Annotated in this window: 10 protein-coding genes; 8 read left to right on the forward strand and 2 right to left on the reverse strand. The window is 74.4% G+C overall.

Features of this window, described 5'->3' with window-relative positions; all coding sequences use genetic code 11:
• Window positions 1–85: 85 nt before the first annotated feature.
• Window positions 86–505: a ChaB family protein gene (locus CAE01nite_RS06625; protein WP_146901765.1), complete on the forward strand. Its 420-nt coding sequence runs from the start codon at window positions 86–88 to the stop codon at window positions 503–505.
• Window positions 506–587: 82 nt separating this feature from the next.
• Here CAE01nite_RS06625 and CAE01nite_RS06630 read toward each other — a convergent pair whose 3' ends face one another.
• Window positions 588–1,424: a UbiA family prenyltransferase gene (locus tag CAE01nite_RS06630; RefSeq protein WP_246131046.1), complete on the reverse strand. Its 837-nt coding sequence runs from the start codon at window positions 1,422–1,424 to the stop codon at window positions 588–590.
• A gap of 76 nt (window positions 1,425–1,500) precedes the next feature.
• Here CAE01nite_RS06630 and CAE01nite_RS06635 point away from each other — a divergent pair, with 76 nt between their 5' ends.
• The 7 genes from CAE01nite_RS06635 (at window position 1,501) to treZ (ending at window position 11,352) form a co-directional block, all read left to right on the forward strand.
• Window positions 1,501–2,580, forward strand: coding sequence for a type III polyketide synthase (locus CAE01nite_RS06635; protein ID WP_146901771.1), 1,080 nt, complete (start codon window positions 1,501–1,503; stop codon window positions 2,578–2,580).
• A 3-nt stretch (window positions 2,581–2,583) separates the two neighbouring features.
• Window positions 2,584–3,114, forward strand: a complete 531-nt coding sequence (locus CAE01nite_RS06640) for an isoprenylcysteine carboxyl methyltransferase family protein (protein WP_371862887.1) — start codon at window positions 2,584–2,586, stop codon at window positions 3,112–3,114.
• A 7-nt stretch (window positions 3,115–3,121) separates the two neighbouring features.
• A complete protein-coding gene (locus CAE01nite_RS06645; RefSeq protein ID WP_146901774.1) occupies window positions 3,122–4,150 on the forward strand; it encodes an NAD(P)/FAD-dependent oxidoreductase in 1,029 nt (342 codons plus the stop codon).
• Window positions 4,147–4,662, forward strand: a complete 516-nt coding sequence (locus CAE01nite_RS06650) for a metallophosphoesterase family protein (RefSeq protein WP_246131047.1) — start codon at window positions 4,147–4,149, stop codon at window positions 4,660–4,662. Before CAE01nite_RS06645 ends, CAE01nite_RS06650 begins: the two co-directional genes overlap by 4 nt.
• A 123-nt stretch (window positions 4,663–4,785) precedes the next feature.
• On the forward strand, window positions 4,786–7,002 hold the full coding sequence (gene glgX, locus CAE01nite_RS06655; protein WP_146901777.1) for a glycogen debranching protein GlgX: 2,217 nt from the start codon (window positions 4,786–4,788) through the stop codon (window positions 7,000–7,002).
• A complete protein-coding gene (treY, locus tag CAE01nite_RS06660; RefSeq protein ID WP_146901780.1) occupies window positions 6,999–9,533 on the forward strand; it encodes a malto-oligosyltrehalose synthase in 2,535 nt (844 codons plus the stop codon). Before glgX ends, treY begins: the two co-directional genes overlap by 4 nt.
• A gap of 1 nt (window position 9,534) precedes the next feature.
• On the forward strand, window positions 9,535–11,352 hold the full coding sequence (gene treZ / locus CAE01nite_RS06665) for a malto-oligosyltrehalose trehalohydrolase (protein WP_146901784.1): 1,818 nt from the start codon (window positions 9,535–9,537) through the stop codon (window positions 11,350–11,352).
• A 306-nt stretch (window positions 11,353–11,658) separates the two neighbouring features.
• Here the strand turns inward: treZ and CAE01nite_RS06670 are convergent.
• A partial coding sequence (locus CAE01nite_RS06670; protein WP_146901787.1) for an HNH endonuclease signature motif containing protein occupies window positions 11,659–12,840 on the reverse strand: 1,182 nt, incomplete at its 5' end.

Consider the following 12,840-nt stretch of genomic DNA (forward strand, 5'->3'; position numbering starts at 1 on the left):
CCGGCAACGCCGGCCCGGCAGCATCGACCCGGCAGGACCCGGGACGACCCGGAACACCCCGACCGACCGCGACACGGAGGACGCCATGCCGAAGACCACGAAGAAGGGCACCGTGCGCCAGAGCGAGCTGCCCAGCACCCTGCAGCGCTCGGACGACAAGGCGCAGCGGACCTTCGCCAAGGCGCACGACTCCGCCGCCGAGGAGTACGGCGACGAGGAGCGGGCGTACCGGGTGGCCTTCTCGGCGCTCAAGCACACGCACGAGAAGGTGGGCGACCACTGGGAGCCGAAGGACCACAAGGGTCCCTCGGACGCGCAGGCGGAGGGCGGCGCCGGCACCGACCGCCCGACCGCGGGCGGGGTGGACGCCAACGCCTCCAAGAAGCACCTCTACGAGCTCGCCAAGCGGCTGGGCGTCGCCGGACGCTCGACGATGTCCAAGGAGGAGCTCGTGGTGGCCATCGGCAAGGAGAACGACCGGCAGACCCGCCGCGCGCGGTCCTGACCGGACGCCCGGCCTCCTGCCTGGGACGGTCGGGGCCTCCTGCCCGGGACGCCAGGGCCTCCCGCCCGGGACGGCCCAGGGCTCACACCAGGGAGCCGGACGCCGCCACGAGCAGCACGACGTCGACGGCCGCCACCGCGATGGCGGCCGTGAACGGGACACGGCTGCGGGTGCGGCGCAGCGCGACGACGACGGCCGCGAGCGCGAGCACCGCGGCCAGCGCGCCGCCGGCCCACGCCCCGGCCGCCGGCGGGCCGGGCGGCCCGGCGACCACCGAGGCGGTCGCGACGAGCAGCACCACCGGGGCGAGCAGGCTGGTGCGGGTGCGTCCGAGCCGGTGCGGCAGGCCGCGCACCCCGGTGGCGGCGTCGTCCTCCAGGTCCGGCAGGACGTTCGCCAGGTGCGCCCCGACACCCAGCAGCCCGGCCGCCGCGACCGCCCACCCCGGCGGCACCGACCGGCCCGGCAGCGCGAGCGTCACCACGCACGCCAGCAGCGAGAACGACACCGCGTAGGGCAGCCACGACCACACCGAGCCCTTGAGCCGCGCGTTGTACGCCCACGCCACCGCGACCGCGGCCACGTGCGTGAGCCCGGCGCGCCACCCCAGCGCGAAGGACAGGCCCGCGCACGCGAGCGCCGCGACCGCGGCGGCCCCGCCCACGGTGGCGGCGGGCACCGCACCGGTGGCCACCGGCTTGTCGGTGCGGCCGACGGCGACGTCGCGCCCGGCGTCGATCCAGTCGTTGGACCAGCCCACCGACAGCTGCCCGGCCAGCACGGCGGCCGCCACCCCGGCGGTCGTCCACGGGGACCCGCCGACGCCGGCCGCGAGGGCGGCGGCGAACAGCGTCACCGCGACCGCCGGGCCGGGGTGGCACGCCATCGCCAGCGCGCGCGCCGTCCGTCCGACCGCCACACCCGCCCCCTCGTCGCCGTGCCACCCGCGGCCGAACGTACCGGCCCCTCCCAGGACGCCGTGGCACGATGCCGGGATGTCGCGCATCGCTGCGGTCGCCCCCGCCCTGCCTCCGTACGCGTACACCCAGGACGAGATCACGGCGGAGCTCGCGCCGCTCATCACGCCGGACGCGGCGTCCCCGCGGCGGGCGGTGCTGGAGCGGCTGCACGCCGCGGCCGGGGTCAGCACCCGGCACCTGGCGATGCCGCTCGAGCGGTACCGCGACCTGACCACGTTCGGGCAGGCCAACGACCTGTTCATCTCGGTCGGGCTGGACCTCGCCGAGCAGGCGGTCCGGGACGCGCTCAAGGTGTCCGGCCTGGTCCCGGAGGACATCGACCACATCTTCTTCACCTCCGTCACCGGGATCTCGGCGCCGTCGCTGGACGCCCTGCTCGTGCCGCGCCTGGGCATGCGCTCCGACGTCCGGCGGGTCCCGGTGTTCGGCCTGGGCTGCGTGGCCGGGGCGGCCGGCATCGCCCGCGTGCACGACTACCTCCTCGGCCACCCGGACGACGTCGCGGTGCTGGTGTCCGTCGAGCTGTGCTCGCTGACCCTGCAGCGCGACGACGACTCGATGGCCAACCTCGTCTCCAGCGGGCTGTTCGGCGACGGCGCGGCCGCGGTCGTCATGGTCGGCGACCGGCGGGCCGCGGCCGGCGGCCTGACCGGGCCCGACGTCGTCGGCACGGCCAGCCGCCTGTACCCCGACACCGAGGGCCTGCTCGGCTGGGACGTCGGCGGGACGGGGTTCCGGATCGTGCTGTCCGCGAGCCTGGCCGACGTCGTCGAGCGCCACCTGGGCGAGGACGTCGAGCGCCTGCTGGAGGCGCACGGCCTGGCGCCGGCCGACGTCGACACCTGGGTCGCGCACACCGGTGGCCCCCGCGTGCTGGAGGCGGTGCAGCGGACCCTCGGCCTCGAGGCGCACGACCTGCAGCTGAGCCGTCAGTCGCTGGACCGGGTGGGCAACCTGTCGTCGTCGGCGGTCCTGCACGTGCTCGCGGACACCCTGGCGGCGGGCACCGCACCGCCCGGCGGGACCGGGGTGCTGTTCGCGATGGGCCCGGGCATCTGCGCCGAGCTCGTCCTGCTGAGCTGGCCGGAGGACTGAGGCGTGCTGCTCCTCTTCGACCTCGTCATCGCCGCGGTGGCGCTGGAGCGGCTCGCCGAGCTGGTGGTGGCGACCCGGCACGCCCGGTGGGCGTTCGAGCGCGGCGGCGTCGAGCTCGGCCGCGGTCACTACCCCCCGATGGTCGCGCTGCACACCGCGCTGCTGGTCGCGTGCCTGGCCGAGGCGCACCTGGCCGACCGCCCGTTCCTGCCGGCCCTGGGCTGGACCGCGCTGGCGCTCGCCGTCGGCAGCCAGGCGCTGCGCTGGTGGTGCATCGCGACCCTGGGCAAGCAGTGGAACACCCGGGTCATCGTCGTCCCCGGTGCGCCGCTGGTCAGCCGCGGCCCGTACCGGTGGCTGAGCCACCCGAACTACGTCGCCGTGGTCGTGGAGGGCATCGCCCTGCCGCTCGTCCACACCGCGTGGGTCACCGCGCTGGCGTTCACGGTGCTCAACGCCGTCCTGCTGCTGCGGTTCCGGATCCCCACCGAGGAGCGCGCCCTGGACACCCTGGCGGCCGGGCCGCGCCCGTGAGGACCCCGTGAGCGCCCGGTTCGACGCCGACGTGCTGGTCGTCGGCGGCGGGCCGGTCGGCCTGGCCGCCGCGATCGAGGCGACGCTGGCCGGCCTGCGTGCGGTCGTCGTCGAGCCCCGCGACGGGCCGGTCGACAAGGCGTGCGGCGAGGGCCTGATGCCCGGCGCGGTGACCGCGCTCGCCCGGCTGGGCGTCCACCCGCACGGGCACCCGCTGGCCGGGATCCGCTACCAGGACGCCCGGCGGCGCGTCACGCACCGCTTCCGCGCCAGCACCGGTCTGGGCGTGCGCCGCACGACCCTGCACGCGGCGCTCGCGGCCCGCGCGGACGAGCTCGGGGTGGAGCGCGTCAGCGACCGGGTCACGGGCCTCGTGCAGGACCGGGAGTCGGTCACCGCTGCCGGTCTGCGCGCCCGGTGGCTGTTCGGGTGCGACGGCCTGCACTCCACCGTCCGGCGGCTGGCCGGCCTGGAGACGGCCGCGCACGGGCCGCGCCGGTACGGCGTACGGCGCCACTTCCGCGTCGCCCCGTGGACCGACGTCGTGGAGGTGCACTGGGGGCGGGCGACGGAGGCGTACGTGACGCCGGTCGACGACGGCCTGGTGGGCGTCGCGCTGCTCGGCCCGCCCCGCACGGACTTCACCGCCACCCTGGCGACCTTCCCCGACCTGGCCGCGCACCTGGACGGCGCCGAGCCGGACGCCCCGGTGCGCGGCGCCGGCCCGCTGCGGCAGCGGACGTCCGCCCGGACACGGGGCCGGGTCCGGCTGGTCGGGGACGCCTCGGGGTACGTCGACGCGCTCACCGGCGAGGGCCTGCGCGTCGGGCTGGCGCAGGCCGCGGCCGCCGTCGCGACCCTGGACGCCCCGGCGGCCCGGTACGAGCACGCGTGGGCGGCCTCCACCCGCGACTACCGGCACCTGACGACCGGGCTGATCGCGGCCGCCACGTCGCCGGCACGCGGGGGCATCGTCCCGCTGGCCACGCACGTGCCCGCGCTGTTCGGCGCGGTCGTGGAACGGCTCGCCCGGTGACGCCCGAGGCGCTGCGCCTGCTGCTGCTCGCCGACACCCACGTGCCGCGGCGGGCCCGGGACCTCCCCGACGCCGTCTGGTCCGCCGTCGACGCGGCCGACGTCGTCGTGCACGCCGGGGACTGGGTCGACATCGCGCTCCTGGACGCGCTCGAGGCGCGCTCGACCCGCCTGGTGGCCTGCTACGGCAACAACGACGGGCCCGCGCTGCGCTCCCGCCTGCCGCTGGTGGCGCACGCGGAGCTCGGCGGCCTGCGGGTCGGCGTCGTGCACGAGACCGGCCAGGCCGCCGGCCGCGAGGCGCGGTGCGACGCCGCGCACCCGGGGCTGGACCTGCTGGTGTTCGGGCACAGCCACATCCCGTGGGACAGCACCACGCCGGCCGGGATGCGGCTGCTCAACCCCGGCTCCCCCACCGACCGCCGCCGCCAGCCGACCTGCACGTACGTGACCGCCACCGCATCCGGGGGCCGGCTCGGCGACGTCGTCCTGCACCGGCTGCCCGTGCGCTGACGCCGCGTCCACCTGACCTGCTGCGTCCACCTGTCGGACGGCCGCCGGGGCCGGCCTGTGCCGTTGGTCGCGTTCGGCCACTTCGCCGCGCGGACACCCGGGCTCCCCTGGCACCCTGTGCTCATGCAGATCTGGCCTGGACGTCCCTACCCGCTCGGCGCTACCTACGACGGGACCGGGACCAACTTCGCGATCTTCTCGGAGGTCGCGGAACGCATCGAGCTGTGCCTCATCGACGAGCTGGGCATGGAGACCCGCGTCGACCTCCCCGAGGTCGACGCCTTCGTGTGGCACGGGTACCTGCCCGCCGCCCAGCCGGGCCAGCGGTACGGGTACCGCGTGCACGGCCCGTACGACCCGGCCCGAGGCCACCGCTGCAACCCGAACAAGCTGCTGCTCGACCCGTACGCCAAGGCCATCGACGGGCAGATCGACGGGCACCAGTCGCTGTTCTCCTACGAGTTCGGCAAGCCGGACAAGCGCAACGACGACGACTCCGCCGCGCACACGATGACGTCGGTCGTCGTCAACCCCTACTTCGACTGGGGCCACGACCGCCCGCCGCAGCACCAGTACCACGAGTCGGTCATCTACGAGGCGCACGTCAAGGGTCTGACCGAGCTGCACCCGGACCTGCCCGCGGAGCTGCGCGGCACCTACTCCGGCATGGCGCACCCGGCGATCGTCGACCACCTCAAGTCCCTCGGGATCACCGCCGTCGAGCTCATGCCGGTGCACCAGTTCGTCAACGACCCTCACCTGGTCGAGAAGGGCCTGTCGAACTACTGGGGCTACAACACCATCGGGTTCTTCGCGCCGCACAACGCCTACGCCGCCTACGGCGGCCCGGGTCAGCAGGTGCAGGAGTTCAAGTCGATGGTCAAGGCGCTGCACGAGGCGGACATCGAGGTCATCCTCGACGTGGTCTACAACCACACCGCTGAGGGCAACCACATGGGCCCGACGCTCTCGTTCCGCGGCATCGACAACGCCGCCTACTACCGCCTGGTGGACACCGACCAGGCGCACTACTTCGACACCACCGGCACCGGCAACTCGCTGCTCATGCGCAGCCCGCACGTGCTGCAGCTCATCATGGACTCGCTGCGCTACTGGGTCACCGAGATGCACGTCGACGGCTTCCGGTTCGACCTCGCCGCCACCCTGGCCCGCCAGTTCCACGAGGTCGACCGCCTGTCGGCGTTCTTCGACATCGTCCAGCAGGACCCGGTCATCTCCCAGGTCAAGCTCATCGCCGAGCCGTGGGACGTCGGCGACGGCGGCTACCAGGTCGGCGGGTTCCCGCCCCTGTGGAGCGAGTGGAACGGCAAGTACCGCGACACCGTCCGCGACTTCTGGCGCGGTGAGCCGGCCACCCTGGCCGAGTTCGCCAGCCGCGTCGCCGGCTCGTCCGACCTCTACGAGCACACCGGCCGCAAGCCGATCGCCTCGGTCAACTTCGTCACCGCCCACGACGGGTTCACCCTCGCCGACCTCACCTCGTACAACGAGAAGCGCAACGAGGCCAACGGCGAGGACAACATGGACGGCGAGAGCCACAACCGGTCCTGGAACTGCGGCGTCGAGGGCGAGACGGACGACGAGGAGATCCTCGAGCTGCGCACGCGCCAGCAGCGCAACTTCCTGGTGACCCTGCTGCTGTCGCAGGGCGTGCCGATGCTGCTGCACGGCGACGAGATCGCCCGCACGCAGCAGGGCAACAACAACGTCTACTGCCAGGACAACGAGCTGGCCTGGGTCGACTGGGACCTCGACCAGCGCCGCTCGGAGCTGCTGGAGTTCACCCGCCGGGTCATCCACCTGCGCCGCGACCACCCCGTGCTGCGCCGCCGCCGGTTCTTCGCCGGCGCGGCCGACCACGGCGGCGAGTCCGACCTGCGCGACATCGCCTGGTTCAACCCGGCCGGCGAGCACATGCTCCCCGAGGCGTGGCACCAGGACTTCGCCCGGGCCGTCATGGTCTTCCTCAACGGCGAGGCCATCGGCGAGCCCGGCAGCCGCGGCGAGACGATCGTCGACGACAGCTTCCTGCTGCTCTACAACGCCAGCCACGAGGACGTCGAATTCACGATGCCCGGGGCCGAGTTCGGCCAGCTGTGGACGTGCGTGCTGGACACCGACCACAACCTGGACCCGCTGCAGGAGGCCAAGGCCGGCGAGACCATCTCCGTGACCGGGCGCAGCACCGTCGTGCTGACCCGTCCGGCTGGTGGCGTCGCGCAGGCCGCGACCGACGAGCCCGCCACCCCCGTCGCCGCCGGCAAGGCTGCGGCGCGCACCCGGGCCCGCACCAAGACCGGAGAGACGCACACCCGATGACCCTCACCACCGAGGCCGGCCACGCGGGTTCGTCCCGCCGCCGGCCGGCCCCCGGGCGCCCTGTCCCGGTCTCCACCTACCGCCTGCAGCTGGGCGCGGACCTCACCCTCGACGACGTCGTGGAGCGGGTCCCGTACCTAGCGGACCTGGGTGTCACGCACCTGTACCTGTCGCCCGTGCTGACCGCGGCACCGGGCTCCACGCACGGCTACGACGTCGTCGACCACAGCGAGATCTCGCCGGTGCTCGGCGGGCGCGAGGCGCTGGCCCGCCTGCGGGCGGCCGCCGACGAGCGCGGGCTCGGGATGATCGTCGACATCGTCCCGAACCACATGGCCGTGCCCACCCCCGCGTGGCACAACCGCGAGCTGTGGTCCGTGCTGGCGGAGGGCGCCGAGTCGCCGTACGCCAACTGGTTCGACGTGGACTGGTCCGCCGGCGACGGCGCGCTGCTGATGCCGGTGCTCGGGGACCGGATCGGCGCCGTCATCGCCAGCGGCGACCTCACGCTGGAGCGCATGGTCGTCCCCGGCCACGAGGACGCCGGCGAGGTCGACGTGCTGCGGTACTTCGACCACGTCTTCCCCGTGCGCGCCGACACGGTGGCGCTGCCGCTGTCCGAGCTCGTCAACCGCCAGCACTACCGGCTGGCGTTCTGGCGGGTCGCGGACGAGGAGCTCAACTACCGCCGGTTCTTCGACGTCGGCACGCTCGCCGCGATCCGGGTCGAGGACCCGGAGGTGTTCGACGCCAGCCACGCGCTCATCCTCGAGCTCGTCGAGGACGGCACGTTCGACGGCCTGCGCATCGACCACCCGGACGGCCTGGCGGACCCCACCGGCTACCTGGCCCGGCTGAACGAGAAGTCCGGCGGTGCGTGGGTGGCGGTCGAGAAGATCCTGGCCGGCGAGGAGGAGCTGCCGGCCGACTGGGACACCGTCGGCACCACGGGCTACGAGGCGCTGTGGCGCCTGCAGTCCACGTTCGTCGACCCGGGCGGCGCCTCCCCGCTGGCCGCGGTGATGCACCGGATCGCCGGGGACACCCCCGACGAGCTGCCGCACCTGGTCGACGCCGCCAAGCGCGAGATCGTCGACGGCGCCCTGTACGCCGAGGTGCACCGCCTCACCGAGCTCGCCGCGGGCATCTGCCGCGACGACCTGCGCCTGCGCGACCACACCTGGCGCGCCCTGGAGCACTGCCTGATCGAGCTGCTGGTCGCGTTCGACCGGTACCGCGCCTACGTCGTCCCCGGCGAGGAGGTGCACCGCGACAGCGTCGAGGCGATGCTGGCAGCCGCCCGGATCGCCCGCGGGCGCCTCTCGGCGGACCGGCAGGAGACCCTCGAGGTGCTCGTCGACCTGCTGCTGGGTCGCGAGGCCGGCAGTGCGGGTCTGACCCGCGGGCGTCGCCGGGACGAGCTCGTGGTGCGGTTCCAGCAGACCTGCGGAGCCGTCATGGCCAAGGGCGTGGAGGACACCGCGTTCTACCGCTGGACGCACGACATCGGGCTCTGCGAGGTCGGCGGCGAGCCGGCGCAGTTCGCGTTCAGCCCCGAGGAGTTCCACCACTTCGCGGCGCGCGCGCAGTGGCAGACCCCGGTCGGCATGACGACCCTGTCCACGCACGACACCAAGCGCGGCGAGGACACCCGGGCCCGCCTGGGCGTGCTGTCCGAGCTGCCGGTCGAGTGGTCGAGGCTGGTCGACGACCTGCGCGCCGCCACCGGTGCCTACCGCACCACCCTGGTGGACGGGCGCACCGAGAACATCGTCTGGCAGACGCTGGCCGGCACGTGGTCCGAGCACGGGCCGATCGAGGCCGAGCGGCTCGAGCAGTACCTGCTCAAGGCGATGCGCGAGGCCAAGAGCCGCACGCAGTGGACCGCCCCGGACGAGGCCTACGAGTCCGCCGTGATCGACCTGGCGACCCGCGCGATCGCCGACCCCGCGGTCGTGGCGCTGTTCGAGGAGTGGGTGCAGCGGGCGTCGGCGGGCGTGCGCGCCGCGACCCTGGGCACCAAGCTCGTCCAGCTCACGCTGCCGGGCGTCGCCGACGTCTACCAGGGCACCGAGGTGCCTCAGCTGACCCTCGTCGACCCCGACAACCGTCGGTACATCGACCACACGGTCCTGGCCGACCGCCTCGAGCGGCTCGACCAGGGGGCGAACCCGAGCGACCTGGCGGACGAGAAGCTGCTGGTCACCTCACGCGCCCTGCGGGTGCGCCGGGACCTGCCCGGGACGTTCGTCGGCGCGCACGCGGGCTACGTGCCGCTGGCGGCGTCCACCGGTCACCTGTTCGCGTTCACCCGCACCGACGACGGCGCCCCGCAGGTCGTCACCCTGGCCACGCGCCTGGCGATCGGCCTGGACCGCCTCGGCGGCTGGGCCGGCCACACCGTGGCGCTGCCCGAGGGCCGGTGGCGCGACGTCCTGTCGGGCCGCGTGGTCGACGGCGGCGTGCAGCCCATCGCCCCGCTGCTGGAGAAGCTCCCGGTGGCCCTGTTCGTCCGTCACGAGGAGGCCTGAGATGCGCGCGACCGTGTGGGCCCCGGACGCCGGGGCCGTCGACCTCGTCCTGCCTGCGTCCGATCGCCGGGTGCCGCTGGTCAAGGGCGCCGACGGGTGGTGGGCGCCGCCCGCCGGGGAGGCCGAGCTCGCCCACGGCGAGGACTACGCGTACTCCGTCGACGGCAGCGACCCGCGCCCTGACCCGCGCAGCGCCTGGCAGCCCCACGGCGTGCACGGGCCGAGCCGCGCGTTCGACACCGCGCAGCACACCTGGTCCGACGCGGGCTTTCAGGGCCGCGACGTCCGCGACTGCGTCGTCTACGAGCTGCACCTGGGCACGTTCACGCCCGGGGGGACGCTGGACTCGGCCGTCGCCCGGCTCGACCACCTCGTGGACCTCGGTGTCGGCATGGTCGAGCTGATGCCGGTCGCGGCGTTCGACGGTCAGCACGGCTGGGGGTACGACGGCGTCGACCTCTACGCCGTCCACGAGGCCTACGGCGGCCCGGCTGCGCTGCAGCGGTTCGTCGACGAGGCGCACTCCCGGGGCCTGGCGGTGTGCCTGGACGTCGTCTACAACCACCTCGGCCCGGCCGGGAACTACCTGGACACGTTCGGCCCGTACTTCACGGAGGCCCACGAGACCCCGTGGGGTCGCGCGGTCAACCTCGACGGGCCCGGCGCGGAGGGCATGCGCCGCTTCATCTGCGACAACGCGGTGCGGTGGCTGCGGGAGTTCCACCTCGACGCGCTGCGCCTGGACGCGGTGCACGCCCTGGTGGACGACTCGCCCCGGCACATCCTGGCCGAGCTCGCCGACGAGGTCACGGCGCTGTCCGCCGAGGTGGGGCGGCCGCTGAGCCTCATCGCGGAGTCGGACCTCAACGACGCCGCGATGGTGACCCCGACCGCCGACGGCGGCCAGGGCATGACCGCGCAGTGGGCGGACGACGTCCACCACGCCGTGCACACGTTCCTCACCGGGGAGCGGCAGGGCTACTACGCCGACTTCGGCTCCCCCGAGGTGCTCGCGAAGGTCCTCACCCGGGTCTTCCTGCACGACGGCGAGTACTCCGCGTTCCGTGGCCGGACGTGGGGGGCGCCGGTGCCGGCGGGGACCGACGCACGCCGGTTCGTCGTCTTCGACCAGGACCACGACCAGGTCGGCAACCGCGCGCTGGGCGACCGGCCCTCGACCCGGCTGGACGCCGGGACGCTGGCGGTCTCCGCCGCGCTGGTGCTCACCTCGCCGTACACGCCGATGCTCTTCATGGGCCAGGAGTGGGGCACGACGACGCCGTTCCAGTACTTCACGGACCACCAGGACCCCGACCTCGCCGAGGCGGTTCGCAAGGGCCGCACCGAGGAGTTCTCCGGGCACGGCTGGGCCGAGATGCACCCCGACGAGGCCGTCGACGGAGAGCTCGACGTCCCCGACCCGCAGGACCCGGCCACGGTCCGGACGAGCACGCTCGTGTGGGACGACCTCAGCGAGCCGCACCACGCGCGGATGCTGGCCTGGTACCGGCGCCTCATCGCGCTCCGGTCGGGGGTCGCCGACCTCGGCTCCGGCGACCTGGCCGCCACCTCGGTGACCTGGGACACCGGCGCGGACCCCGACGCCCGGACCGGGTTCCGGTCCTGGGTCGTGGTGACCCGGGGCGACGTGCAGGTCGTGGTGAACCTCGCCGAGCAGCCCGTCGCTGTCCCCGTCCCGGGTGCCGCGGACCTCGGCGTGCTCGCCGAGTGGGAGCCGGTGGAGGTCGACGGGGACACCGTGCGCATGCCGGCTCGCTCCGTCGCCATCCTGGCCGGACGGCACGCCGGAGCGGTCTGACGGCAGCAGTCCCCGCACGACCCGGCACGACGCACGACCCGGCACGCCCGGTCCCGATACGGGACCGGGCGCGCGGCTCGTCTCGGGCAGCGCCGCGGCCGGGGCGGCGCCTGTGGCGCCCGTGGCGGGCGGCGCCCGCGGCGGCCGGGCAGGTCACCGAGGACCCGGCGCCCCAGACTCCGCGCAGCGCGTGGCGGGACCGGGCGCACGGGATGCGTGGACCGTCGTCGGCCGCGCGGCCCGGGCCCGATGCGTGGCGCTGGAGCCTGCGGGGCCGACCGGAGCTGACGGGGGCTGCGGGCCGGCTCAGGCGCAGTCGTCCCCGTCACCGAGGTGAGGGCTCGGCAGCTCGCGCCCGGCCGCGTCGGTGAACACCCACCGGGCACCCTGGCGGTGGATCTCGATCCCGCGCGCATGGACATGCCCGTGGTGGTGCCAGCACAGCAGGATCCCGTTGTCCACGCTGGTGCTGCCGTGGTCACGCGCCCAGTGTTCGACGTGGTGACATTCGGACAACGTCGGTGGTGCGCTGCACCCGGGGAACCGGCAATGCCGGTCGCGGGCGATGATCGCATTCCGCCTGGCCCGGGTGAACGTCCGTTCCGCCCGGCCCACGTCGAGGATCTCGGATTGCGGCCCGAATATCACCCGGTTCAGCTCTCCGTCGCACGCCAGCCGGTCCAGCAGAATGCGAGGGACCGGAGTGCCGTCCTCGAACTGCGGGCCATGCAGCACGGTCTTCGCGGTCAGTTCCGGCGCCGATTGCGCCGTCGTTGCTGGCGCCAGCCCCGGGAGTGGGAGCCCGTCCTGCCGGGCGATCGCTCGCTCGGTGACGGCCTGCAGCGTCTCGTAGGACACCAGCACGTTGAGCCGGAGCCGCGACGCGCGTCCCTCACCGGCCAGTCCCTTGTCCAGTACCAGGTTCGCCAGCACCCCGACCGCTCGTGCGCGCCGCTGATCCGCGGTGGTGGTGTCGCCCGCGGCGGGGACGGGAGTGACGGCCTCGAGTGCCGTCACTAGCGCCTGCCCCACATCCACGGTCAGGAACCCCTGCACGTGGTACCCGCCCAGCGTTGGGGAGACCTGCAGGTGCTGACGCTCGCACGCCTGCACGTACCCGCGGTCGTCCGCCTCGGTGTCCGCCGCCGCGGCCCAGTGCCGGACAACGGTGCGCAGGTCGTCGACGGTGTTGAGCTTGGCCTGCCGGACCAGCCACGCCTCGTTGCACTCGACATCGGGGCTGCTCAGCGCCTCGCGGCGACGTTCGGTGGTGGGTGCCAGGGCGGCGAGCACGTGCGCGTGCTCCACCCCGATCTCCCCGGCCGCGGCCGCCGCGGAGGTCAGCGGGAGGTCGTCACGCAAGGTCCGGCCCAGGCGCACCTGCGCCTGGGCGGTGCGGACGCTGACGTCCAGCCGGCGTGCGGCCCACCGGACCAGCGACCGGGACTCGACCGACCAGATCCCGTCCGCCTCGACCACCGCCAGCAT

It is taken from the genome of Cellulomonas aerilata (genome assembly GCF_007991755.1).
Lineage (GTDB): Bacteria > Actinomycetota > Actinomycetes > Actinomycetales > Cellulomonadaceae > Pengzhenrongella > Pengzhenrongella aerilata.